The organism is Salinisphaera sp. LB1 (assembly GCF_003177035.1).
Classification (GTDB): domain Bacteria; phylum Pseudomonadota; class Gammaproteobacteria; order Nevskiales; family Salinisphaeraceae; genus Salinisphaera.
Genome location: NZ_CP029488.1, coordinates 2,216,287 through 2,241,176 on the forward strand (window position 1 = coordinate 2,216,287; position 24,890 = coordinate 2,241,176).

General features: G+C 64.9%; 23 protein-coding genes and 1 pseudogene. 12 read left to right on the plus strand and 12 right to left on the minus strand.

Annotated features, from left to right (window positions below):
- Positions 1 to 25: 25 nt before the first annotated feature.
- From SALB1_RS10000 to SALB1_RS10010, 4 genes are all read right to left on the minus strand, one after another.
- Positions 26 to 754, minus strand: coding sequence for a GNAT family N-acetyltransferase (locus SALB1_RS10000; protein WP_109993731.1), 729 nt, complete (start codon positions 752 to 754; stop codon positions 26 to 28).
- A 253-nt stretch (positions 755 to 1,007) separates the two neighbouring features.
- The gene (locus SALB1_RS19045) at positions 1,008 to 1,157 is read right to left on the minus strand and encodes a hypothetical protein (RefSeq protein ID WP_158590704.1); all 150 of its coding nucleotides are present in this window, start codon (positions 1,155 to 1,157) and stop codon (positions 1,008 to 1,010) included.
- A 71-nt stretch (positions 1,158 to 1,228) separates the two neighbouring features.
- Positions 1,229 to 1,693 carry a GNAT family N-acetyltransferase gene (locus tag SALB1_RS10005; RefSeq protein WP_109993732.1) on the minus strand — a complete coding sequence of 155 codons (465 nt, stop codon included), beginning with the start codon at positions 1,691 to 1,693 and terminating at the stop codon, positions 1,229 to 1,231.
- Positions 1,694 to 1,740: 47 nt separating this feature from the next.
- The gene (locus tag SALB1_RS10010; RefSeq protein ID WP_109993733.1) at positions 1,741 to 2,406 is read right to left on the minus strand and encodes an HAD-IA family hydrolase; all 666 of its coding nucleotides are present in this window, start codon (positions 2,404 to 2,406) and stop codon (positions 1,741 to 1,743) included.
- Positions 2,407 to 2,559: 153 nt separating this feature from the next.
- Here SALB1_RS10010 and SALB1_RS10015 point away from each other — a divergent pair, with 153 nt between their 5' ends.
- A complete protein-coding gene (locus SALB1_RS10015) occupies positions 2,560 to 3,723 on the plus strand; it encodes a GGDEF domain-containing protein (protein ID WP_109993734.1) in 1,164 nt (387 codons plus the stop codon).
- 62 nt (positions 3,724 to 3,785) lie between these two features.
- Here the strand turns inward: SALB1_RS10015 and SALB1_RS10020 are convergent, their stop codons facing one another.
- A complete protein-coding gene (locus tag SALB1_RS10020; protein ID WP_199678763.1) occupies positions 3,786 to 4,793 on the minus strand; it encodes a LacI family DNA-binding transcriptional regulator in 1,008 nt (335 codons plus the stop codon).
- A 107-nt stretch (positions 4,794 to 4,900) separates the two neighbouring features.
- Between SALB1_RS10020 and SALB1_RS10025 the strand changes: the two genes are divergently transcribed.
- Positions 4,901 to 5,746 (plus strand): phytanoyl-CoA dioxygenase family protein, encoded by an 846-nt coding sequence (locus SALB1_RS10025; RefSeq protein WP_199678764.1) that lies wholly within the window; start codon positions 4,901 to 4,903, stop codon positions 5,744 to 5,746.
- Positions 5,747 to 5,858: 112 nt separating this feature from the next.
- Here the strand turns inward: SALB1_RS10025 and SALB1_RS10030 are convergent, their stop codons facing one another.
- Entirely contained in the window at positions 5,859 to 6,944 is a 1,086-nt protein-coding gene (locus SALB1_RS10030) for a nitrous oxide reductase family maturation protein NosD (protein WP_109993737.1), read from the minus strand.
- A gap of 204 nt (positions 6,945 to 7,148) precedes the next feature.
- Here SALB1_RS10030 and SALB1_RS10035 point away from each other — a divergent pair, with 204 nt between their 5' ends.
- From SALB1_RS10035 to SALB1_RS10045, 3 genes are all read left to right on the plus strand, one after another.
- Positions 7,149 to 8,915, plus strand: coding sequence for a methyl-accepting chemotaxis protein (locus tag SALB1_RS10035; protein WP_109993738.1), 1,767 nt, complete (start codon positions 7,149 to 7,151; stop codon positions 8,913 to 8,915).
- 467 nt (positions 8,916 to 9,382) lie between these two features.
- Entirely contained in the window at positions 9,383 to 9,745 is a 363-nt protein-coding gene (locus SALB1_RS10040) for a hypothetical protein (RefSeq protein WP_109993739.1), read from the plus strand.
- Positions 9,746 to 10,570: 825 nt separating this feature from the next.
- Positions 10,571 to 13,495: a TonB-dependent receptor gene (locus tag SALB1_RS10045; protein ID WP_109993740.1), complete on the plus strand. Its 2,925-nt coding sequence runs from the start codon at positions 10,571 to 10,573 to the stop codon at positions 13,493 to 13,495.
- Between the two features lie 145 nt (positions 13,496 to 13,640).
- On the opposite strand, the gene SALB1_RS10050 is transcribed toward SALB1_RS10045, so the two are convergent.
- Entirely contained in the window at positions 13,641 to 14,426 is a 786-nt protein-coding gene (locus SALB1_RS10050) for an enoyl-CoA hydratase-related protein (protein ID WP_109993741.1), read from the minus strand.
- 168 nt (positions 14,427 to 14,594) lie between these two features.
- Here SALB1_RS10050 and surE point away from each other — a divergent pair, with 168 nt between their 5' ends.
- The 6 genes and pseudogenes from surE (at position 14,595) to SALB1_RS10080 (ending at position 19,618) form a co-directional block, all read left to right on the plus strand.
- Positions 14,595 to 15,410, plus strand: coding sequence for a 5'/3'-nucleotidase SurE (gene surE / locus SALB1_RS10055; RefSeq protein ID WP_109993742.1), 816 nt, complete (start codon positions 14,595 to 14,597; stop codon positions 15,408 to 15,410).
- On the plus strand, positions 15,407 to 16,348 hold the full coding sequence (locus tag SALB1_RS10060) for a ketopantoate reductase family protein (RefSeq protein ID WP_109995375.1): 942 nt from the start codon (positions 15,407 to 15,409) through the stop codon (positions 16,346 to 16,348). Before surE ends, SALB1_RS10060 begins: the two co-directional genes overlap by 4 nt.
- A gap of 84 nt (positions 16,349 to 16,432) precedes the next feature.
- Positions 16,433 to 17,539, plus strand: a complete 1,107-nt coding sequence (locus SALB1_RS10065) for a histone deacetylase (RefSeq protein WP_199678765.1) — start codon at positions 16,433 to 16,435, stop codon at positions 17,537 to 17,539.
- Positions 17,536 to 18,039 (plus strand): GNAT family N-acetyltransferase, encoded by a 504-nt coding sequence (locus SALB1_RS10070; protein ID WP_109993743.1) that lies wholly within the window; start codon positions 17,536 to 17,538, stop codon positions 18,037 to 18,039. Before SALB1_RS10065 ends, SALB1_RS10070 begins: the two co-directional genes overlap by 4 nt.
- A 44-nt stretch (positions 18,040 to 18,083) precedes the next feature.
- Positions 18,084 to 18,152: pseudogene (locus tag SALB1_RS19920) on the plus strand (DUF2256 domain-containing protein); the annotation flags it as partial.
- Positions 18,153 to 18,154: 2 nt separating this feature from the next.
- Positions 18,155 to 19,618, plus strand: a complete 1,464-nt coding sequence (locus tag SALB1_RS10080; protein WP_109993744.1) for a DASH family cryptochrome — start codon at positions 18,155 to 18,157, stop codon at positions 19,616 to 19,618.
- A 132-nt stretch (positions 19,619 to 19,750) separates the two neighbouring features.
- On the opposite strand, the gene SALB1_RS10085 is transcribed toward SALB1_RS10080, so the two are convergent.
- The 3 genes from SALB1_RS10085 to SALB1_RS10095 form a co-directional block, all read right to left on the minus strand.
- Positions 19,751 to 20,206, minus strand: a complete 456-nt coding sequence (locus SALB1_RS10085) for a MarR family winged helix-turn-helix transcriptional regulator (RefSeq protein ID WP_109995378.1) — start codon at positions 20,204 to 20,206, stop codon at positions 19,751 to 19,753.
- 88 nt (positions 20,207 to 20,294) lie between these two features.
- Positions 20,295 to 21,299: an LLM class flavin-dependent oxidoreductase gene (locus SALB1_RS10090; protein WP_109993745.1), complete on the minus strand. Its 1,005-nt coding sequence runs from the start codon at positions 21,297 to 21,299 to the stop codon at positions 20,295 to 20,297.
- A 98-nt stretch (positions 21,300 to 21,397) separates the two neighbouring features.
- Positions 21,398 to 21,559: a YqaE/Pmp3 family membrane protein gene (locus SALB1_RS10095; RefSeq protein ID WP_109993746.1), complete on the minus strand. Its 162-nt coding sequence runs from the start codon at positions 21,557 to 21,559 to the stop codon at positions 21,398 to 21,400.
- 163 nt (positions 21,560 to 21,722) lie between these two features.
- Here SALB1_RS10095 and SALB1_RS10100 point away from each other — a divergent pair, with 163 nt between their 5' ends.
- Positions 21,723 to 22,103: a hypothetical protein gene (locus SALB1_RS10100; protein ID WP_145961295.1), complete on the plus strand. Its 381-nt coding sequence runs from the start codon at positions 21,723 to 21,725 to the stop codon at positions 22,101 to 22,103.
- 354 nt (positions 22,104 to 22,457) lie between these two features.
- Here SALB1_RS10100 and SALB1_RS10105 read toward each other — a convergent pair whose 3' ends face one another.
- Complete coding sequence (locus tag SALB1_RS10105) at positions 22,458 to 23,915, minus strand: peptidoglycan DD-metalloendopeptidase family protein (RefSeq protein ID WP_109993748.1); 1,458 nt, start codon at positions 23,913 to 23,915, stop codon at positions 22,458 to 22,460.
- Between the two features lie 139 nt (positions 23,916 to 24,054).
- Positions 24,055 to 24,834, minus strand: a complete 780-nt coding sequence (locus SALB1_RS10110) for a hypothetical protein (protein ID WP_222843023.1) — start codon at positions 24,832 to 24,834, stop codon at positions 24,055 to 24,057.
- Positions 24,835 to 24,890 lie beyond the last annotated feature (56 nt).

The window sequence follows — 24,890 nt, forward strand, 5'->3', positions numbered from 1 at the left end:
CATGAACCGGCGCGGGCCGGAATATTCAGGTGGCCGCTTTGCCGGCGGGCGCCGGCATGAATATCGACAACGGTTGGTGCTGACGCCCTCGGCCATCGAAGTTATCGGGTGCCAGCCAGGCCGTGAGTGCGGCGTCGATGGCCGGCCATTCGCGATCGATGATCGAAAACCAGGCGGTATCGCGGCTGCGGCCGTTGTAAACCACGGCTTGCCGGAAGACACCCTCGAACTGAAATCCGAGCCGCTCGGCCGCACGCCGGGACGGCGCGTTCAGGGCATCGCACTTCCATTCGTAGCGGCGGTAGCCGAGCTCGAAGGCCCGCCGCATCATCAACGCCATCGCCTCGGTGGCGGCCGGGGTGCGTCGCAGCCGGTGGGTGAAATGCAGATGCCCGACCTCGATCATGCCGTTGGCCGGGTCGATGCGCAAATAGCTCGCGACGCCGACCGGTCGTTCGCTTTGGATATCGATGATCGCGAAGAATAAAGGGTCGTTGCCGGCAGCCATCCGAGCCACCCAGTCGCGATAGTCGGCGATGCAGGTGAACGGCCCATAGCCCAGATAGGTCCAGCCGGCGGGGTCGTCGTCCTCGGCAATCCGGGCGTAGAGGGCGTCGGCGTGCTGCGCCAGCGACAGGGCTTCGAGACGACAAAAACGCCCGATCATGGCCTCGCGCGACGGCGCCGCTGGCGGCTGCCAGTCGGGCAGGGCGGGGCCGATCGGTTGGCCGTGGCGATTGATAGTGGCGGACATGACATCAAGCGATGGGATTGACGCAGCCAGTCTGTACGACGACTGGTCCCGGCGTAAGATTCAATAATGACGCGTTCGGTGGAACCAGTGAATCAGACCACGGGCCGCAAAATGTGGGTCGTGGACGGACTCTTGGTCCGCGATCGCCGGCCATTCGCCATCGATGATCGAGAACCAGGCGGTATTGCGGCTGCGACCGTTGTAGACGACCGCTCGGCGTAACACGCCTTCGAACTGGAATCCCGCCGGCTCGTCAGTGCGCCTTGACGGGCATGCAGGCACCGTATTCCCGTTCGTAACGGCAATAACCGCGTTCGAATGCTCGCCGCATCATGATGGCGTTGGTCGCGGCCGGCGTGCGCCGCAGCCGGTGGGTGAAATGCAGATGCCCGACCTCGATCACGCCGTTGGCTGGGTCGATGCGCAGATAGCTGGCCAGGCCGGGCGGTCAACTGCAGCGAATCTATAGATTCCTTATCCCCTCGGTCGCAGATCCCACTGGTACATGATGAAGTCGCTGGGACCGGACGTATAGCGGTCATAAAGCCCTCGCCCGCGTTCGTTGTAATACTGTGTAACCCAACGTACGACAGGCCAATCACGCTCGGCCGCTATCGACCCGAGTCGGTCGAATAATGCGTCTGCCGCACCGCTGCCTCTTGCCTCGGGTAAAACAAACATATCATCGGCAAACCCCATGTCGCGGCCACTTAGAGGGCGCGGGCAAGAACGGAAATGGAGTAGCCCGACCGCGCGCTCATCCGAGTTCCGAACCAGCAGACCTTCCAGGACGTGCTCTGGATCGCGCAGCCATCCCCAAACACTGTCAGCGATAGCATCAGTCATATCCGTCTTATAGAAGGCTGCGTAGCCATCGAACAACGGGCGCCATTCGGATTTATCCTTATCCGACAACAGATGCGCTCTAAATTTCGTCATAGTCGAGTGGCTCCTTCAAATATCCAACGTACCGGCATGTGCGGCGCCTACGGTAGATGGATGCGCAGCCGGCCGTCGCTCTGCACCTGCGACGACACGCCGCGGTAATCAAGGATGCTCGGATGCCCGGTATCCCGCGCTGCCGAATGCAGTGCCGTAATCACCACTACCGCGGCGCCGACGGCTTCGGCGGCCTGCACGCCGGCGATGGCGTCCTCGAAGATCAGGCAACGGTCAGCGCTCACGCCCAGACGCTCGGCGCCAAGTCGGAAGGCGTCCGGGGCCGGCTTGCCGCGGGTCACGTCGTCGCCGGCGACCAGGGTATCGGGTTGCGGCAGGCCGGCGGCCTCGATACGGCGCTCGGCCAGGCGGCGCGACGCCGAGGTGACGATCGCCCAGCGGTCGCGCGGCAGCCCGCCCAGGAAGTCGGCCGCGCCGGTGATGGGCTCGATCCCCGCCACATCCGCGATTTCGGCCTCGAGTATGGCTTCGGCCTCGGCCTGTGGGTCGATATCCGTCAGGCCGCTGTCGCGTACGCTGTCGATCGCCCGCTTGCCGTGAATGGTGGGCAAAAAGGCGGCGACATCCAGTCCGTGGCGGTTGGCCCATTGGGTCCAGACACGCTCGGCGGCGGCGATCGAGGTTAGAACGGTGCCGTCCATGTCGAACAGCAGGGCATCGAAGGCGGGGTGCGCGGTGCTCGGATGGGCCATCGGGATGCAGAACCTGGAAACGAAGCGGCCAAGCCTACCTTGAGACGCCGCGCTTGTCCCGTGCCGCGCGTCCCGCGGCGGTTATCGTTGTAACCGTGCGTGCGTATACTCGGGCTAAGGGTCCGGTGCCCCGGATACGCACGGGCCATAGTGATGAACACGGGGGTAGACGTGGCCTTACACGACGTGCGTTGGGGCGAGCTGATTCAGAGCGCACGCATTTTTGCGACGACGACGCATGGCGCGACCTACCTGGCGGCCAAGCGTGCCGACTTTACCGAATTCACCCGCGGCACGCTGCTCGTCACGGCGCTGTTTATGATCACGACCATCGCCTGGGACTTCGCGATCGACCCGGTGAATGCGCCGCGCGTAATCTGGCTGCGGTGTCTGGAATCGGCCCTGGTTCTGCTGTGGGCGCTGGCAAGCTGGCGCAATGTGCATGCGCCCATGGCACGGGTGCTCGCCATGCTGGGCCCGCTGGGCGTCGAGGCGACATTCGTTCATATTCTCGGCGTCCTCCATCAGGGCGCGTCCTTCGGCATGGGCGGCTTCCTCTACTTCTTTATTTTCATGCCGTTTCTGACCCTCGTGCAGCCGCTGGCGTTTTCCGTGGCCGTTCTAGTGCTGATCGCGGTCTTCCCGCCGGTTCTCGGTGCTTGCGGCGTTTCGGCCGATCTTGATTGGTGGGTGTACGCGGCGTACGTCGGCCTGGTGATCGGGCCGGTAATGCTCATTTTGTTGATGTTCGAGTATCTGTACTGGACGGTGTTTCGCTATCGCGAACAGGTCGAGGTCCAGGCGGTGACCGATGGCCTGACGCGGGTGGCGAACCGGCGTCACTTCATGGCCGAGGCGACTGTGCGACTGAGCCGCCAGAACGAACGCGGCGGGACGGCCAGCCTGTTGTTCATCGATATCGATCGCTTCAAGGCCATCAACGACGCCTATGGCCATGCACTCGGCGACCAGGTGCTCACCCACGTCGTGGTGCGGCTGCGCCAGGTGCTGCGCGATGTTGACTTGATCGCGCGCTATGGCGGCGAGGAGTTCGTGGTGCTGCTTTCGGACACCGATACAGATCGGGCGGTGGCGGTGGCCGAACGCATGCGGCAGGCGGTCCGAGCGGCGCCCTGTGGCATGAACGCATGCGGCCAGCATATTACGTCCACCGTGAGCATCGGTATCGCGACTCATCGCGCGGAACAGCCGGCTGATCTCGACCGGCTCATCGCCGACGCCGATCGCGCGGTCTACGAGGCCAAGCGCGCCGGCCGGGACCGCGTGGTCGCCGCCGTAACCCAGGCGCAAGCGTAGGCGATCGATTTGAACGGGCCTGGGCGGCCCGGCCGTGACGCGCGGCCTCCCGGTCGCGCCGTTCAAGCGGCCGAGCTTTGCCGGATTTCCAGATGATGCGGCACCCGACGCTCGCGGGCGGGCAGCGTATGATCGGCCAGTCGATCGCCCAGGCAGTCCAGCACCAGTGCCACCAGGCGCGGCTTGTCCGGTGCGATGGTCGACAGTGCCGGCACGCTGTAGCGCCCGGCCTCGATGTTGTCGAAGCCGACCACCGCGACATCCCCTGGCACCGAGCGCCCGCTGGCGGCCAGGGTATGCATCGCACCGAGCGCGAGCTGGTCGGTGAAGCAGAACACGGCATCCACATCCGGGGCGTTGGCAAGCAGTTGCTGCATGGCCCGGGCGCCGTCCGGATGATGGAGTCGCTCGACCGACATCTCGAGCGCGGGATCCGGGGTCAGGCCGGCTGCCGTCAGCGCCTGGCGATAGCCCTCGGCACGTAGACGCCCGGTCTGGTTCGCCAGGTGCGGCTGGATGCCGATCGCTGCCACGCGGCGCCGGCCGCCGGCCAGCAGATGGGCCGTGGCCTCGCGCGCCGCGGCCACATTGTCCACCACGACGCGATCGAGCAGCCCGAATCCGGGGCGCTCGCCGAGCATGACGACCGGTGGCGCGGAAGGGCCGCGCTCGATTTCATCCGCGCTCATCGCCCATGGACTGAATACGATGCCGTCGGCGCCGGGTCCGTGCGTCCCGGCCAGCATCGCGCGCTCGCGGGCCAGTTCGCCGTCGCTCTGCTCGATGTGCACGGTCCAGTCGCGTTGTTCGGCCGAGCGCACAAAATACGCGGCGATTTCAGCAAAGTAAGGGGAGTCGATTTCCGGAAGCACCAGGCTGATCACCAGGCGCTGCCCCTGCCTGAGCTGGCGTGCCGCAATGTTCGGCCGGTAGCCGAGCTCGGCGATCGTGGCCTGCACGCGCTGGCGCGTGGCGGCTGCGACGTGGGGAAAGTCGTTGACCACATTGGACACGGTGCGAACCGAGACGTTGGCCTGGGCGGCCACGTCCCGCAAAGTGATTCGGCTCAATCGTTTCTCCCAAACACGATGATCGATAATTTTAGGGCATACTATTGCAAGATGAATTTGCAACGTTGCAAAAATTGGAAAGAATATAAAACAAAGCATTGGAAAACATGGTCGATACAGCATTTTCGAATAGGCGCGGCGCCCCGATGTCGGCGGTGGATGCCGTCGCCGCTGCGCTATATCGCGATGGCGTGCTTGAACACAAGCAGGCGCTGGGACGTGTTTGGGCGGCCGAACTCGCGGCCGATATCGATGCCGCCGGTGCCGCGGCGCCATACGCCTGCGCGCACGGCGGTGTCGGCGGCGCGCAGCGCGGTTATGCAGAAATCCATCCGGAGGTGCTGCGCGGGTTCGTGGCGCTGGTCGACCATCCGTGGGTGCGCGCGGTGTCGGCGGCGGTGTTGGGTCCGGATTACCGGATCATGGCCGTGGGGCTCGATCACCGTTCGTCGGGCAGCGCGGATCAGCCCTGGCACCGCGATTGTCCGAGCCCGCGCGCGACGCGGCGCGAACGTCGCCTGACGTCATTGGCGTTTGACGTCGCTTGCGTGGATAGCGCGCCCGATACGGGGGCGTTCGAGGTGGTGCCGGGCAGCCAATGGGAATCCGGTGCCGACTTCGAGCACGAAATGTTTCCGGCGCGCTCCGAGTACGCCCGCTACGCGCGACTGGCCGTGCGACCGTGCCCGCGGGCGGGCGATATTTCAGCGCGTTCGCCGCTCGCTATTCATCGCGCAACGCAAAATCATTCGGACCACCGGGCCCGGCCGGCACTGGTGCTGCGCATGGGCGCGCCCGGCGTCGGCAATGACGGCCGTCACGCCATGGCGGTAACCCGGACATTCTGGCTGAGTCTGCCGCCACGCGTGCGCCGGCACATGGCTTGCCCGATCGTCGGCGCACTCGTTCCGCCGGCCCACGGGATGGCGGGCGCGCCTGGATCGATGGCATAGGCGCGTCCTGTGCTCCAGCCCTGGTCGCCACGACCAGGGCCGAACGCGGTACCGTGCGCCAGGCGGTCGATTCACCCGGCGGACTCAAGATGGCCACCGAGCGCGCGGCCGGCTATTCGTCGGAAACCCCGTTGGGATGCGGTGCGGCGGTATCGGCGGGCACCTGCCGGTTGTGTTCCGTTCTGGCGGTGCCGCCATCGCGTGTCTTGATCGGGCCGCTCACCCGGTTGTCGCGGATGACGCCGCTACTTCCGGGAAAGCGGGATTCGATGGCGCCGGTGCCGGGGCCGTTGCGCAGCACTGTATTGCCCTGAACCAGGAAATGGTGGGCCTTGTTGAGATAGATGCCGGCGTCGTCGGTATCGTGAATGACGTTGTCCCGGATCACACCGCCCCGGGTCTCGTATCGCGTGTCGGCATTGCGGAAATACGCGTCGTCGGTGCCACCGCCACCGAAGGACAGGCCGATGAAACTGTGCTCGACCTCGTTGTCCGCGAATACCGTCTTGTGTGCGTTGCCCTTGGCAAACGCGGCGTACGCCGGGCCGCCGTCGGCGCGACGAATGTTGACGAAATGGTTGCCGAGCAGATGCCAGCCATTGCCGGCCACGATATCCACGCCTTCGACCACGCTGCGACGCCCGGTCGTGGTGAAGCCGATCCAGCAATTCTCGATCGTGCCGTTATCGGAATAGGCGGCCGGGCCGCTGGCATGGGTGGGGCTGGTGATCTTGAAACCGGATTCGCCGTTGTCGAGCGTGCGCAGGTTGTCCGCGGTGAAGCGATCGGAATCGTTGTTGATCTGTACGCCGTGGTCGTAGCTGTCGCGCAGCGTCAGGTTTTCCAGCGTGATGTCGTCGGCGTTGTTCAGCCGGACGTTCGACTGCAGGCTCGGATCGTCGATGCCCGGCCCGCGGATGACCGTGTCGGCATAGTCGCGGGTGGCGCCGCTGATGGTGAGGTGGTGCTTGCCCCGAATCCGGATCGCCCGGGCCTGGCGATAAACGCCGGGCGCGAGAATGATGGTTTCGCCCGCCGGGGCATTGTCGATTGCGGTCTGCAGGCCCACCAGTGAGGATACGGTGACGCGGGACGGATGCGCCACCGGGACACAACCGCTGGCAAACAACAGCGCCAGTAGGGGGACAGCGCGCGAAACGCCATAACGATAGGGCATCAGGTCGGACCTCGTGGACATGATTCGATCGAACCGGCCCCGGCGTCGAAACCGCCCGCATTGTCCCTCGCGCCATGCATGAGAGCAGGTTTGGCCGTCGCGGGCAACTGCGTGCTCGGGCGCGTGGCCAGGCCGGCGCGCTCAAGTTTCAGCCCGCGCGGCCGATAGAAAGCGCAGAACGAGCGCCGGTATCGGCGAGCGGCAGCGAGGCGGGGGGAACACAGCATGCTGAATGTCCGAAAGAGCGTACGAGCCAAGATCGGACTGGGTCTGGGGCTGACCTTCGTCCTGGTCGCCGTGCTGGTCGCGGTGTCCCTGTGGTCGATTACCACGGTGGATAAAGCCACTACCGAAATCTATCGTAGCAATATGGTCGCCAGTACGGCCATTGCCCGTACCCAGGCCCTGCTGTCGGACCTCAAAAGCGACATCAAGGTCGCGCTCAATTCCTCGGCGCAGTCGGCCAATGTGCACAATCTGCCGGACGAGATCGCCCGGGTACGCAAACAGGTGAAGACCGCCTGGGGACAATATTATCCAACACTGGCCGGCAGCGGCGACGAGGCGAAGGCTGCAAAGAAAGCCCAGACCACGCTGGCCGGCATCGATGACGCGTTGGGGCGTTTTGCCGGGACCATCCAGGACCAGGGCATACTCGGCGCGGCCATGTTCTATGGCACATCGTTGCGGCAACCGCTCGCGCAGATCAATGACCAACTCGATACCTTGTCCGGCTTCGAGAACAAGACGGCTGCGGCGGCTTTCGTGCAGGAACAACGTGTGGCGCATCTGGCCCGGCTGGGCATGGCGGGCTTCGGTGGCGCGGTATTGTTGGTCACGCTGATTGCCATGATCTGGCTGGCGCGCATGATCATGCGCCCGCTCAATGCCGCCCGAGGTTTCGTCGAAGCGATCGCCGACGGCGATCTCGGCGTGGCCATTCACAACCCCTACCGCGACGAGTTCGGCGCGATGATCGGTGCCATCGAAGCGATGCGTGAGCGTCTGGCCCGCGTGGTGCAGCGCGTGCGCGGTCATGCCGAGTCGGTTTCGGGCGGGGTCGGCGAAATCGCGTCGGGCAATGAGGAGCTCAGCACGCGAACCCAGCAGCAGTCCGCCAGTCTCGAGGAAACCGCGGCGTCCATGGAACAAATGACCGCGACCGTGCGCCAGAATGCCGACAATGCGGCCCAGGCCGATCAGCTGGCGCGGACGGTGCGTGACCAGGCACATTCCGGCACCGACGTGGTCGGCCGGGCGGTCGAGTCGATGCAGGCGATCGATGCGGTCAGCCGCCGAATCGCCGAGAACATCAGCTTGATCGACGATATTGCCTTCCAGACCAATCTGCTGGCGCTCAATGCCTCGGTGGAGGCGGCGCGCGCGGGCGAGCAGGGGCGCGGTTTTGCGGTGGTGGCCTCGGAAGTGCGCAATCTGGCGACGCGCAGCGCCACGGCGGCCAAGGAGATCAATGCGCTGGTTGCCGAAAGCGTGGCGAAAGTGGCGGATGGCTCGCGCGACGTCGGGCTTTCCGGTGAAACGCTGAACCAGATCACGGGCAGTATCAATCAGGTCAGCGACGTCGTCGCCGAGATCGCGGCCGCGAGCAAGGAACAGACGGGCGGTATCGAGCAGGTCAACCAGGCGGTCACCCAGATGGACGGCATGACGCAACAGAATGCGGCACTGGTTGAGGAATCGGCGGCGGCAAGCCGGTCCCTGAGCGAGCGGGCGCGCGAGTTGATCGCCGAGGTGGGTTTCTTCCGGCTCGCCGGCGGGTCAGCGCAGACGGCTAGCGCGAAGCAGCCCGCCGCGCCCGCGGCCGAGCGTCGCCCGGCCGCCGATAGGGGCGCCGAGGCTGCCGCCGCGAAGGAGTCGGCGGTCGAAAGAGCGCCCGCACGGCGCGCCTCGCCGACGACGGCATCCGCCGCGCCCGCGCCCGTTGCAGCAGCGGCCGGGGCAGAATCGGAGTCGGACTGGGCCACGTTCTGAGTGATTGTCGGATGCCGCCTTCGGGGCGGCGATCGAAGGCCGCGTGAGCCGGCGGGCCGTAGCGGTCCGCCCGGCCCGCCGGACTGGATTTACGCTATCCGGCATTGCGTTGCTGGATAGGGTTGTCGACGCATCGCGACCGCAACGCGGCATCGTGTCGCGCGGCAACGGGCCTGGGCTGCGGCCAAGGGCGCGTGAATGAAGCGCTGCGCAGGGCAGCGTGCCTTGATAATGCGCTCGGCAGATCGCCGATGCAGGATGGTGCGCACAGCCTGCTGCAGTCAGCATGGCTTGCAGGCAGAGGCTCGATTCGGCCAGGCGACGACAGACGCAATAGACAGGCGCCAGGGACTCGCGATCCTATGATGAAGCCGAGCTGCGCGGCATGTGACCAACTCGGCGCCGCCGCGGCGCCGGGCGCGCGGTATAGTGACGTCGATCCGGTTTTTGCTTTAACGGAGAAGGCCATGTGGCGCCGAACGCTGGTGGTAGCGTCGATGCTGACCGGGCTCGCCGGCTGCGCTTCGCAGCCGTCTTCGCCGATTCAGGATGCCTACAACGATTACTGGACATGCGCGAGCAACGCGGTCCGGCCCTTCATCGACCAGCGTGATCTGACCTCTCACGAAGCCGCGCTGCGGGCACAGGCGCAGTGTAATCCGTCGTACCGGAAATATCGCGCCGCGCAGATTGCCGCGGTCCGTCATACCGTGCCCGCCGACAGCTACGACATGGCCGACCCGCTGGGCGCCCAGCAAGCGCTGGTCTGGCGCCGCCGGGTGACCAAGGCGCTGGACGACTACGTTCAGCGCGTTCGGGCGGGCTCGTAGGGTACAGGCCCGGCTGGCCGGACGCAGAACGACGCCTGATGGTCGCATCGCCGATGCCGCGCGCGCTCGGTATTCAAACCGTGGGTCTGCGTAAGCGTTGGTTCCAGCAAACCCGTAACCCCTGCGACGCGTGCGTTATCGCACGCTTGTCAGTCAATGCGGTGATGCCGGCCTGTTTTTAGTCAGGCTCCGAAGCGACGACATCTGATCCGCAGCTTGTGACCCGCGGGTCCGGAAGACCCGGGGTGAACGCGGCGCACTCACCACTTGCGCGGCTGCCTGCAGCACTCGTGCGAGATGGACGCCGGGCGATTGTGGTGATCAGCCGGACGAAGAGCGGGCGATCCGCGGCATTGCGCCCCCCGCCGCTATTCAACTCGCGTGAATTGGCAGCTCGGGTAGCGGCGCAATCTACTGCTGATTCGCGTCGCCCGGTCATGGGCGACCGATGCGATATATCCGATGTCTGCGCGCCGTGCATCACAACCGGCACGTTGCCCTTCGGCCGTGCAGCCGTGTGCTCGTGGGTGCCGGCATTTCAATGGACCTGCTCGCCTGCGCCGTACTTTGCAGACACGGCGAAACTTTATCAGGAAAGGTTTTTTACGCGATTGCCATTCGCAATCTGGCCATCGCGTAGATGATGGCCCTGATCTTGCATTGAACGTGTCCCAGCTTGCGCTATCGCGTTTTACGCGGATGCCGGGCGCATCCGTTCCGGCCTCGGCTATTGATTTTGGTTTTTTGTAGGCCGTTGATCGAAAAAGGGAGCGGGGCCGTGGCTGGAAGGGAGGAAGAGGGCTTCGCTCTTTTCGAAAATTGTAAATGTCCGACCGTTATTGGGGATCGATCATGACCGAAGCGTCAGCTTCTGAGGCTGAAAAGCCTTGGGTGCGTACTGATGAATATGTATCAGGCGTAACGAACTGGAAAAATACGTCCAAAGCATCGATTTGTGCCTGTCTGCTTGCGTTGTCGCCGGTCGGTGCCGCCCTTGCGCAGACGACTGGCTCATCTTCGAGTAGTGGCGACAATGGCTATGTTGCGCCTGCTGCAGCGAGCGGTGATGCTGGCGCCAGCGCCAGTGGGGTGGCGCCGGCGGCGCCTGCAGCAGCGGCCCCCGCAGCAGCGTCGGCTTCTGCGTCCTCAAGCTCGGCGGCGGTTTCTGCGCCGACTACCAATCTGGGCAATGTGGCGGTAACCGGTACCGCGATCGCGCGTACCGACGCCGCGACTTCTCTCCCGGTCACGGTTTACAAGGCGTCTGATCTGCGCAAGCAGGGTATTACATCCACGCCCCAGCTGTTACAGCAGTTGGCGGGTAATGATAGTTCTTCCGGCCCGGGTTTTGGTACCGGCGCACAGAACACGGGCGGCGCGTCTTTCGCCGATTTGCGCGGCCTGGGTCCGAACAAGACCCTGATCCTGCTGAACGGGCGTCGTCTGGCGGTCAACGGTTTGTTCGGCAACGGTTCCGGGACGGATCTCAACAGCATTCCGTTTGCGGCCATCGACCGTGTGGAAGTGCTGCGCAGTGGCGCGTCGGCCTTGTACGGCACCGACGCGGTCGGCGGCGTGATCAACTTCATCACCAAGAAGAATCTTCAGGGCGGCGACGTCAGCCTGCAGGAAACGCTGCCGACTCGTAGCGGTGGCGGGAATGGAACAACGCTGAGCGCGACCTTTGGCAAGGGCGATCTCGATAAGGACGGCTGGAACATCATGGGTACGCTGGAATACCGGCGTCAGCAGGCCGTCAATGCCAATGATCGCAGTTTTGTGACCCCACTCGATCCGCGCATCGATGCCGTCTCGTCGTTCACCTACCCCGGTCAATATGTCGCCAACCCCAACTACAATCCGACGGCACCGGGTTGTAACGTGCATGGCGAAGTCAGCATCGGCGATAGCGTGTCCTGCCGCGAGAACTACACCGCGCTCGGGGCGAACGTTGTAGACCGGTCGAACGAGCCCTCGGCCTATCTGCGCGGCGCGTACAAGATCAACGACAACAACAAGGTTTCGTTGAGCTATCTGTGGACGCGCAATACCAATTACACCCTGTCGGCGCCGTCGCCCACCGTCGGCAACTTCGGCTCCTCGGTCGCGATCAGTCCCTCGAGCCCGTATTACCCGGGCAACGGCGTGGTGCCGCTGCCGACGACCGCGGCTGAAGGTGCCGGCAGCTTCGATCCCACGCAGCCGGCGCAACTGCGCTATCGCGCTGTTCCGCTGGGTCCGCGTATCGCCCGCAACGTCAACCAGAGTCAGCGCGCGGTCATGGCCTTCACGGGCCGTTTCCTGGGTGGCTTCCATTACGACACGGCGCTTAATTTCGACCAGAGCACCACCACGCAGAATCTCGTCAGCGGGTTCTTCAATCAGGCCTATGGCGCCAATTCCTTTCAGACCGCGGTCAACGACGGCTCCTTCAATCCGTTCACCAGCAATCCGACGCCTGCCCAGTTGGCAAAACTTCGAAGTCTGGAAACGACCGGGGAGCTCGACCAGTATCGTACCCGTGCCTATATCTGGGATGGCAAGGTCGATCATGAGTTGGGTAACTGGTTCGGCGCCGGCCAGGCCGCGCTCGCGCTGGGCGCCCAGTATCGGCACGAGACGTTGAGCGAGTACGTCAACGGGTCCGTGGCAGAGCGGGCGACCAGCGAGGGTATCGAGGCCACGCAGATCAATAAGAAACGAGACGTGGAAAGCGTGTTCGGTGAATTGAACATTCCGCTGCTGAAAAATCTGTCGCTCGACGCCCAGGCGCGCTTCGACAACTACAGCGATGTCGGTACAACGACCAACCCCAAGGTCTCGCTTCGTTACCAGCCGTTCAAGATGCTGGTGCTGCGCGCGCACTATGCCGAGGGGTTTCATGCGCCCACGCTGTATGATCTCTATCAGCCGCCGTCCGTCACTAATTCCTCAGGCGGGCTCAACGATCCGTTGCGTTGTCCGGGCGGCACGCCCATTGCAGGCGCCAACGCTTCGGTCAGCTGTAATCAGCAGTTCAACGAGCAGATCGGCGGCAACAAGAATCTCCAGCCGGAGACATCGCAAAGCTGGGGTGCCGGCTTCGTTCTGCAGCCGATCAAATATGTGTCCCTGTCCGCAGACTTCTGGCATATCCGGATCACGAACCTGATTTCCGTGCCGCCAGACGACTACATCTTCAGCCACTACAGCAAGTACGCGAATGAGTTCCACCGGAACGGGTCTGGCGGGCCGATCAACTACATAAGCGACCTCAACCAGAATCTGGGCGCGATCACCACCAGTGGTGAGGACGTCGATCTGAAGTTCAATCTTCCGACCGACACCGGCGATTACACGCTGGCCTTGACCGGCACGTATACGAATTACTTCGAGCAGCAGGTGGTGCCGGGCGGGAAATTCATATCGAACGTGGGACGTTATGCCAACGACCAGGTCGAGTTCCGCTGGAAGCACAACATTACGCTGGGCTGGAGCAAGGGCCCTTGGGCGCTGGCGGTCGTCAACCACTACGAGAGTGGCTACCGGGATTCAGGCGGGGATCGGCAGGTGCATCCCTTTATTACCTGGGATACCTATGGCTCCTACTCGTTCCACGACGGTGTCCAGATCACGCTGGGCTCGGATAACGTGTTCGACAAGAACCCGCCGTTCTCGGTGCAGACCTATGCGGGCAATTCCGGGTATGACGCCCGTTATGCCAGCGGTCTCGGCCGTACCGTCTACGGTAGGCTGAGCTATGACTTCTGATAGGTAGAAGGATTGGCCCTGAGCCGCCGCCACCGTGAGGTGGCGGCGTTTTCATGGGCTCAGACTGAATGACTGCGGGCAGCGTTCAGGCTGGCCGCAAGGTAAAGGGCGCGTGACGCCGTCAACGAGTCCGGGCGGCCTCGTTTCAGCGCTTCTTGCGGTTCAGGAATGCGTTCATGATCTCGCGGACTTCGCTGCTGGCGAGTCGCTGTCCGAAAATTTCGGCCTCGCGCTCGATCTGGGCCACGGTGTCGGCCGTATTCATGCCTTCGCGCAGCAGGCGCTTGCTAGCGCTCATCGCCCCGGGCGGTTTCGCGGCCAGACGTGCGGCCAGTTCGTGGGTACGGTCGGCCAGCTGGGCGGCCGGCACGCGATACGCGATCAGGCCCATGTGCTGCGCTTCCTCGGCGCTGAGCGTGTCGCCGGCGAGCAGCAAGCGAGCAGCGTTCTGGCGCCCGACCAGTGCCGGCAGCAATCGGCTCGAGCCGGCCTCCGGCACCAGGCCGAGATCGATGAAGGCCGTGTAGAAACGCGCATCGTCCGCGGCGATGACCAGATCGGCATGCAGCAACAGCGTGGTGCCGATGCCGGTGGCCTGGCCCTGGACGGCGACTACGATCGGCTTGTCGCATTCGGCCATGCGGCGGATGAAGCGCAGCGCCGGTCCGTCGGTGCCGGCATCGCCGGACGCTGGATCCGCGTTGGCGAAGTCGGCGATATCGTTGCCGGCACAGAACATCGGGCCTTCGCCGGCGAGCACGATGACGTGTACTTCGGGGTCGTCCACTGCGGCCGCGATGGCGGTGCCCAGATCGGCATACATGGCGCGCGTCAGCGCATTGCGCTTGTCGGCGCGATCGAGGGTGACGCGCAGCACGTGGTCGTCGACGCTGGCACGGACATGGCCGCTCTGCAGATCGGGTCGGGTCATGGGACTTTCGCCAAAACGATGAAGATACTGTGCCGTATGTACACCGCCGGGGCGGCATTCGGCAAGTCGGTGAGGGTCGCTGTGGCGCGGTGTTCGACCGGTTGGCACCCGCGTTGCAATGCGGGTGCGCTAAGCTGGTCGCCCTTTGCGAGGTGGAGACAGGCTTCGATGAAACTCGAACGCATCGTAGTGACCAACGACGACGGCATCGACGCCCCCGGCCTGGCGGTCGCCGAGCGGCTGGCGGCGACGCTGGCCGATGAAGTCTGGGTGTTCGCGCCGGCCACCGATCAGAGCGGCATGGCGCAGGCGCTGTCCATGCACCATCCGCTGCGGGTTCGCGATCATGGGCCCCGTCGGCACTCGGTGACCGGCACGCCGGCCGATTGCGTGATGGTCGCGCTCGGTACCGAGTTGATGGGCGGTCAACGCCCGGATCTGGTGCTCTCGGGCGTGAACTGGGGCCACAACCTGTCCGATTCGGTGATGTATTCCGGCACCGTGGGGGCGGCCGTGGCCGCCGCGCATTTCGACTTGCCGGCGATCGCGCTCAGTCAGGCTTTCACCGATCGGGCGGCCTTTGACTTCAGCGTGACCGAAACCTGGGGCCGGGCGGTCGTCGCCGCGCTCTGGGCGGCGCGGCAGGAACATGGCTGTGCCTGGAACATCAATTTCCCGATGTGCGATCCGGACGCAGTGAACGGGCTGCGTTTCACGCGTCAGGTCGGCGGCAGCATGGCCGCGCCGCGGCTCGTCGAGCAGCGCGATTCACGCGGCCAGTCCTATCGCTGGATGGCGTTCGAGCGCGGGCTCGAATCGGTCGATCACGCGCATTCCGATGCCGCGGCCCTGCGCGCGGATTATGTCTCGGCCATGCCGCTCAAGCGGGAGCGTTGCGACGAGGCGCGTCTGGCGGCCGTGGGCGTCGGCCGCGAGTGGACGCTGCGAGCGCGCCCGGCGCCGGCGGCTCGGGGGGCCGGATGAGCCCGCCGGTGCCGCGCATCGTGATCGTCGGCGCGGGCGCCATCGGTGCGTTCTACGGCGCGATACTGCAGCGCGCCGGGGCGCGCGTGGAAGTGGTGCTGCGTTCGCATGTCGATATCGTGCGCGCGCGCGGCTTCAGCATCGACAGTCCGATGGGCGACTTGTCATACCGGCCGGCCGCGGTCCATCACATCGCCGACGCCGCCACCCCGGGTGCCGATGTCGTGATCTGTTGCGTCAAAGTATTGCCGGAGGTCGACCGGGCCGCGCTGATCGCGCCCTGGCTCGGCCCGCAATCGGCCATCGCCCTGATCGAGAATGGGCTGGATATCGAACCGCCGGTGGCGGCGGCGTTGCCCGGTCATCCGCTGGTCAGCGCGCTGGCCTTCGTCGCGGTCAGCCGCCGCGCGCCGGGCGAGATCGAGCACCAAGCGTATGGCCGGCTCACCCTCGGCGCCTGGCCGAGCGGCGTGAGCGCCGAAGCACGCGATCTGGCTGCCTGGTTCGAGGCCGGTGGCATCGATGTGAAGTGCAGCGCCTCGATCGTGCGCGAGCGCTGGGCCAAGAGTTTGTGGAACACACCGTTCAACCCGATTTCCGTGCTGGCGGACGGCGCTGATACGGTGACGCTGCTGGAAACGCCCGGCGGCGAGACGCTGGCCCGGGCTGCGATGACCGAGGTGATGGCCGTGGCCGCCGCCGACGGCCATCCGCTACCGGCAGACGCGGTTGATCGCAATATCGAGGCCACACGGCGGATGCCGGCCTATCGCAACAGCATGGCGCTGGATTATCGGGCCGGGCGGGCGCTGGAGGTCGATGCCATTCTCGGTAATGTCGTGGCCCGGGCCGAGGCGCTCGGCGTGGCGGTGCCGCGCCTGCATACGCTGCGGACCCTGATCGCCATGCGCGAGCGCGAGGCCGCCGCGCGCGGATGAGATTGGTCTGCGTGCCGACCCCGGTATCGCGTCGGCCGCGTCACGGCGCTATGCTGCGTGTCGGTCCGCACTGGAGGGACAAGCGTGATCGGTGACCGAGACGTAACCGTGTTCTACGACGAACGTGTGCTGCTGCACCGCCCGGAGGCCCAAGAGCCGTTCCTGCCGGGGCGGATGAACAGCCGGGTACGCCATATCCTCGAAGGCCTGGGCATGGAGGCCAAGTGGAGCTATCCCGAGCATCCGGGACGCGTGACGGCGATCAACGATCTGCTGCACGCCGAGCCGGTGCCCGGGGTCCGGTTCGAGACGGGTCGGGTGGCCACGATGGAGCAACTCCAGCGCGTGCATACCACGTCGTACGTGGAAAGCCTGCATGAGCTCCGGGGCAAGCAGGCGTGGCTCGATGTCGATACCACGGCGGTTTCCGCCGGCAGCCTGGAGGCGGCGGAAGTCGCGGCGGGTTCGGTGGTGGCGGCGGTCGATGCGGTGTTCGAAAAGCGCACCGGTTCGGCGTTCGTGGTATCGCGCCCGCCCGGGCATCATGCCAATGCGGTACGGGCGCGCGGTTTTTGTCTGTTCAACAACATCGCGGTCGGCGCCGCCCATGCGCAGGCGCACTGGGAAGCCGAGCGTGTCCTGATCATCGATTGGGACGCCCACCACGGCAACGGGACCCAGGATATCTTTGCTGCCGATCCGAACGTGTTGTTCTTCGACACGCATCGCGCGGCCCCGTTCTATCCCGGTACCGGGCCTATGGACAACGTGGGCGAGGGGCTTGGCGAGGGCACGACGGTCAACGTGCCGTTGCCCGGCGACGCGGGCGACCTCGCCATGATCCGCGCATTCGAAGACATCCTCGTGCCGGCGGCCGAGTGGTTCAAGCCGGATCTGGTGATGGTCTCGGCTGGCATGGATGCGCATATCAATGAAATGTGCCTGACCATGACCTTCGATGGGTTCAGCGCGTTGACCGGCATCGTTCAGTCGCTGGCCGATACCTACTGTGACGGCCGGTTGGTGATGGCGCTGGAAGGCGGCTACAACCCGGAAACCCTGGCCCGCTGTACGCGCACCACGCTCGAGGTGATGGCGGGCGCGTCACCATCGCCGCTGCGCGAACCGGGCGTGGCCGAGGTCGCTGAGATCGCCGAGTTCCATCGTACGGCCTTCGCGGACATGAAATGAGTGCCCATGCGGACGAAACGCCTCCGACCCGGCTGAGCGTCACGCTAGCGCCGGTCACGCGGGCCAATTGGCAGGCGGTGATCGCGCTGCGCGTCGAGGCGGAACAGGCCGACTATCTTGCGTCCAATCTGTATTCATTGGCCGAGGCCTACGTAGAACCCACCTGCCGTCCGCGCGCGATCATCGCCGGGCAAACAGTGGTCGGGTTTGCCATGTATGAATACGTCGCCGCCGAGAACGCGTTCAATATTCCGCGTTTCATGATTGATGCCGACTGGCAGGGCTACGGGTACGGCCGGGCCGGACTGGAGCGGCTGCTCGCTGAAATCGGGGCCGAACATGCGGATGCCACCGTGCTCATCAGCCTTCGGCCTGACAACGAAGCTGCGCGCCGGTTGTATGCCCGTCTCGATTTCGTCGAGACCGGGCGCCGTAGCCACGGCGAGGACATCATGCGGCGCGCGCCATACCCTGCATCCGACCCGGAGCCTCCTGCGTAGAGATCTAGTCTAAGTGTGGTTCGGATCCCGTATTCATGCCACGGATGCGCAAGAAGGCTGATTTGCCCGCGAAGCGGTGCGCCCACTGTGGTCGGGCTTTCGCCTGGCGCAAAAAATGGGCACGGGACTGGCCGCGAGTGAAATACTGCAGCAAGGCGTGCCGTTCGGCCCATCCCGGGCCGACGGTAAGTCGTGGGGTGGCCGGATGAGCCGCGCGATCTGCTGGTTCAAGAACGATCTTCGGGTGGACGACAATCCCGCGCTTACGGCGGCGGTACAGGCCGGCGCGGTCGTCGCGGTCTATTGCGTCGATGCCCGTCTTGCAGCCGCGAGCAAATACGGCGCGCCCAGGGTTGGCGCGCATCGCCGCAGCTTCATCGCCCAGGCGCTAGCCTCGCTGCGCGCCGGCCTCGAGCCCCGTGGCGTGGAGCTGCTGGTGCTGGCGGGCGAGCCGGAGACGGTGATCGTGCGGCTGGCGCAAGCCAACGGCGTGGCATCGGTCTGGACCGCCGCCGAGAGTGCGCCCGAGGAGGCCGGCCAGGTGCGCCGGGTGCGCTGTGCGCTGGCACGGTGCAGTGTGGCCCTGCACGAAACCCGGCCCAATACACTGCATGCGCGCGGCGATCTTCCGTTCGATCTCGATGACATGCCCCGCGTGTTCACGCGTTTCCGGCGCCGTATCGAGCGTGGTGCGCGGCCGGCCCGCCCGATCGAGCCGCCGAGCGATGGGGTCGGAATCGAGGCCGTGGACCTATCGGGTATCGAACGGTTCGATCCGGCCACCTGGTCCGGCCTTGCAACACGCTTTGTCGGCGGGGAGACGGCCGGACGCGCACAGCTGTCGCACTACCTCTGGCAATCGCGAGCGGTCACGCACTACAAGCACACCCGCAACCAGCTCATGGGGGCGGATTTCTCGTCCAAACTGTCGCCCTGGCTGGCCAGCGGCTGTCTATCGGTGCGGCGAGTCGCCGACGAGCTGTCACGCTTCGAATCCGATGTGGTCGCCAACGAATCGACGTACTGGCTGTTGCTCGAACTGCGTTGGCGCGAGTTTTTCCACTGGGTGCTCGCACGCCACGGCGCGCGGCTGTTCGCGCGCAGCGGTCTGCTAGACCGGCACGATCGCCCGGCGGCCGTGGATGCCCCCGTGCTGGAAGCCTGGAAGGCCGGGTACACCGGCATGCCGTTCGTGGACGCCAATATGCGCGAACTGGCGGCGACCGGGTACATGTCCAATCGCGGTCGTCAGAATGCGGCCAGCTACCTGGCGCGCGACCTGGGTCAGGACTGGCGCTGGGGCGCGGCCTGGTTCGAGGCCCAGCTGATCGACTATGACGTCGCCAGCAACTGGGGCAACTGGGCGAATATCGCCGGCGTGGGCACCGACAAGCGCGACAAGGGGTTCGATGTGCTGGCACAGGCCCTGCAGTACGATAGCGAAGCCGAGTATGTGGGGCGGTGGGTGCCGGAACTCGAGACACTGCCGCACAAGTATCGCCACACGCCGTGGCTTGCCGCGGCGGAAACGCTTGAGGCTGTCGGCTACCCGCGGCTTGCGATGGCCCGCTATGTCTAGACCACATGGATTGCGATGCAAACCATGTGGTCCCGGGCACGGCCTCTGCCGCCACGGCGCGCGTTGTGTTGCCAAAGCCTGAATCGTTTCGGCCGCCGGCGCCGCGCAAACGGCAACAGGCCCTCGAACCGATTAATTCTTTTCCAGGTTATCGATGAGTTCCATCACCTGGGCCTGGAGTTGGCGCGACTCCGCGCGCGTAAGTTCCATGCGGCAGAGCATATCCGCCTGGATATGGTGCGCCTGCGACTTCAGCTCCAGCCCCTGGTCGGTCAGATAAATGAGCACGCGCCGCTCATCGTTGTTGTCGCGCTGGCGCGTGACCAGTCCGGATTTTTCCATCCGCTTGAGCAGGGGAGTGAGCGTGCCGCTGTCCAGATACAACGAATGACCCAGCTCCCCGACCGAGCGCGGCGCGGATTCCCAGAGCACCAGCATCACCAGATACTGGACGTAGGTGAGCCCCAGCGGCTCAAGCAGGGGGCGGTAGGCTCGTGTTATTCGATGCGTCGCGGTATACAACGCAAAGCATAACTGTTCGTCGAGCGCCGGGAATTCGGCGTCTGCGGGCGCGGATTGGGCGGTCATGGCGAACTCATCCTCAATGTACATGCGCCGGTATTGTGCGCTGTCCAACCGGGCGGCGTCATCTTTCTCTGTCGCCGCCCGGCAAATCTCAGTTGCTCGCACCAGTCGACATGGCCTCGGCAACCAGTTCGTAGGAGCGTAGCCGCGCACCGGCATCGTGGATGTTGGACACGATCATCAACTCGCTCGCGCCCGTGCGTTGACTGAGATCCTGCAATTGTCGGGCCACCGTTTCGGGCGAACCGATGATGTGGCGCGCGCGGTTTTCCTTGACCGCGTTGCGCTCGATGTCGCTGTAGGAATAGGCACGCGCCTCTTCGGGCGAGGGCAGCGGCAGGAACTGTCCCTTGCGCAGACGCAGCCACATCAGATCGACAGTGGCCGCCAGCGCCTCGGCCTCTTCGTCGGTGGCGGCGCAAATCACCGACACCCCGAGAATGGTGTGGGGCGATGGAAATTGCGACGACGGTTCGAATGCATAGCGATATCGTTCGAGTGCCGGTTCCGCCGGAGCCGGGCTGAAATGGCTGGCGAAGCTGTAGCCGTAGCCGCCGGCCCCAGCCAATTCCGCGCTCGCGCCCGACGAGCCCAGAATCCAGATCGGCGGCATGGGCGCATCCTCGGGCACGATCCTGACGCCGGCATAAGGGTGATTCGCGGCATAGCGATCATGGGCCAGCGAGAGCATTTCATCGAGCATGTCGGCAAAGTGCTCCCCGGAGCCGGCGTGCAAGGCGCGGTTGGCGCGCATATCCGAGCCGGGCGCGCGCCCCAGGCCGAGATCGACTCGCCCGGGATAAAGTGCTTCCAGGGTGCGGAAATGCTCGGCGACCCGCATGGGGGCATGGTTGGGCAGCATGATGCCCCCCGAGCCGATGCGAATGTGTTCGGTGAGCGCGCCAATGCGTGATAGCAGCACCTCCGGTGAGGAGCTCGCTATCGTCGGCATGCTGTGATGTTCGGAGATCCAGTAGCGCTTGTAGCCACGGGCCTCGGCCAATCGCGCCAGGTTGATGCTGTCGCGGACGGCCGCGGACGCCGCCGTACCGCTCGGCACGGGAACCAGATCGAGCACGGAAAGATCGATGGACATGACAAGCTGTGGATTCGTGAGCGTATGCCGAACACGATGGGGGTGAGCTCGTCGGTTTCATAGGGCCCTCGGTAACATGGCGCCGAAGGTCGTCCCTGTCAGTCGCGCGTGGCAATGATATAGACCGCGTGTACCACGCCCGGGATATAGCCGAGGAGTGTCAGCACGATGTTGATCCAGAACTGAAGGCCGATGCCGACCTGCAGGAACACGCCAACCGGTGGCAGCAGAATCGATAACAGAATACGAATGAGGTCCATGGGGTCTTCGGTCGAAAGCTTGTGAGAATCGGCCGATGAGTCTGGAATCTCTGGCGGCAACCGGGGCTGAACGGATTCCGAGTCAGTGTGTTCAGTCCGTTCAGGCTTGGTTAAACGGGTCGACTTATGCTCTGCTCAAGTCTCACAACGACCGGTGACCAGCATGCGCAGCACGAAGATTATTCCTTGGGTCGTCGCTCTCGCGATGGCCGGCGGCAGCTCGGCGGCCCTGGCCGACAACAACACTTTCAATGAGGTGTTGGGCGGCGGCCTCGGCGGCGCGATCGGGGCCGCAGTGGGCGGCGCCATGGGCGGTCAGACCGGGGCCGTGATCGGCGGCGGGCTGGGCGGCGCCGGCGGGGCCATCCTGGCGGGCCAACACGACGGCCACGCCGATGATCATTATCGTGGCCGCGACTGGGGTCGCCGCCGCGATGTTCATTACGATCGGCGCGGCTACTACGGTCACGATCGCCGCCATGACTATGATGACCATGACCACGGTCGTCACCGTGGCTGGGACGACCGCGACTGGCGCCATTGATCGAAACACGGCATGCGCCCGCGGATGCTGCCGATAGATGAAGGCCGCCCGATCCGTCGTGCGGCCTTTGTCGTGTCGGGAGTGCCGCGCACAAGGCGGGACTGGATGGCCGGCCGGGCTGATGCGAGCCGTGGTGTGGGCGTGCAACGGCGGCTCATACCCGGGCATTGATCGCCGTTGGCGGGAAATCCGGGGCGGATGGCGCCGTTTGATCATGCCGGGCGCTGGATGATGTTGTCCCGGTCATGCGCCGCCAAGGCATCCGGCTGCGTGCCCCGTAACGCCGGTTCGTGCCCGGCAAGGCACGACGGCGAACCTTATGCCGGCGTACGGCGCCCGCCGCGCCGCAACGCGTCAGGCGTTGGTCGGCTGATGGTGGTGGTGGTGCACCACGCAGAAGATGTTGCTGAGACTGTGTCGCCGCGCGGCACCCACTGGATCGAGCGCCAGCGTGGCGTTGAGCGACACGGCCCGGTTACAGCTGTTGCCGTGGTCCGGGGTCGAGGCGGTCTTGGCCAGCAGGGTGGTCGGGGCCGGCGAGAGCTTGGCGATGAGCGGCTGGATCTTGCGGGTATAGGCCGCCAGTTTGCTCTGCGGCAACGAGTGTCCCGTGGGCAGTTTGATGGTCATCGGGTTGTACGCCACGCCGTTCTTTCGGATCTCGAAATGCAGATGCGGGCCGGTAGCTTCGCCGGATTCGCCGACGTAACCGATCACTTCGCCCTTGGTCACGTGCTCGCCCACGTGCAATTTCGACCGAATCTTGTGCATGTGCGCATAGCGCGTGCTGTAGCCGTCGAAGTTGGTGAGTTCGACGATACGGCCATAGCCATGCATCCAGCCGGCGTATTTCACCCTGCCTTCGGCGGCCGCATGAATCGGCGTACCGATCGGCGCCGCCATGTCCACGCCCTTGTGCGGGCGGACCTTGTGCGTGACCGGATTCAATCGGTGGAGGTTGAACGGACTGCTGATACGCGTGTAGGCGACCGGCTTGCGCGTGAAGGCCGGCTTGTAGGAAACACCGGCGGTGTCGAAGTAGCCGACGCTGCCGTTTCCATCCTTGGCGCGAAAGGCTTTGTAGTTGTGTTGATGGGTCGTGATGCTCGCGGCCAGCACCGGGCCGGTAGCAATCTGACGGCCCCCGCTGTAGGTGGCGCGGTAGACCACCGAGAACTTATCGCCCGGGTGCAAATGACGCAGGTTGTGGCGGTAGCGGTAGATGCGGGCCATCTGGTTCGCCACACGGGCCGGCACGCCATCCGCGGCCATCGAATGTGACAATGACTTGCCGACCGTGCCGGTCGCGGTGATCTCGCGCGTCTGTGTCGCGCGTTTTTCGATCCTGGCCTGCAACGCGGCACCCGCGCGATTCACATGCAGCGTCTTGATCGAATTGAGTCGGTAACGCAGTTCGCCGAGCTTGCCGGTGGGCGTCTTGCGGATTTCCAGCGTGTCCCCGGGGTGGATGTGACGCAACGCGTCAGTCGATGGCCCCAGATCGAGCAATTGTCGCCACTGCGATGCGCCGAGCCCGGCCCGTGCGAATACGCCCGACAACGTGTCTCCGGAGCGGACCTTAATCTGCTGCCAGGGCGTGATCTGCGGGGTCGTGGTCAGTCCCAGCGCCTTGGCGGCCTGCATCTGATCCGCGGCCAGGGGCTGGATCCGGAGGTCGCTGCTCTGCTTGTTCGAAGCGCGAATCACGGTGGCTTCCGGTTTGCCGGGTGCCGCCTGGGCAGCGCCGCAAACACATAAAGTGACACCGAGCGCACCGGCCGCGCCGGTACGTAACACGCGCTTGTGTTTCATTCCCAACCCTCTGCACCGAACTCGACACGCTGGCTGGCCGATCCCGCTGCTTGTAATTTCAAAAAAACAAAATCCTGAGACCGGCCCGCGCCGGAAAAGTTTCCTGCCGTCCTTCCCGCCTTTTGATCGCGCAAACGGTCTAGATGCCGTGTGACGCCACCCACGCCGCGAAGGCAATAGACATGCCACCCATGACGAATGCGCGCCAGTCCCCGGCGTCGAGCGCGCCGATTTTTGCGCTCGATACAAAAAACGCCAGCGCGACAAACAGGAACAACCCGGCCGCCGCGCCGAATATCAAACCGGCCGGCAGCGCCACCCCAACAGGCATGATTGCAACACAAAGCGCGCCGAGTCCAGTCCCCAAGGCGGGGAGTACGACTAATATCCGGTGCCCCGGCCGGGCAGCCAGGCGCCGCGCGAGCACGTAGCCAGCCGGCGCCTTGTGGGCGAGAATGGCCAGTCCGACCCCCCAGCCGTGTGCCGGCATGAGCGTATAAAGTGCCCCCAGAACGATGCCGCCGCAGACCGAATGCAGGGTGAGAGCCCCGAGCATGGCGCGACCGTCGCGGCCGCCGCTGGTGACATGGAGCGCCATGCCTACGGCCAGACCGATCGCCAGACCGGCGCTGCCGGTGGCGGCATGGTCACTCAGTGCATGCGGGATCAGCAGCACGAGTGCGGAGGCGAGCATGGCCCCCGCGGCGGCGGCATCGATGCGCGAGATCAAGCGCGGATCATGCGGGATTGCGCTGATGACAGCGCCGGCAAGAAACGCGACAGCGCTGAACAGGGTGAGTGTCACCAGGACCCACAAGCCGTCCCGGCTGCCGGCAACCACCAGCGCGAGCCAGCCCGCCGCCGCGCACAGGCACAGCGCCGACATGGCGCGCAGGCCGGGCTCGGATGACGGGGTCAAAAGCGACGAATCACGCACCGCGCGATGAAAACCGGTTTCAGCGATTGTTATAAAAT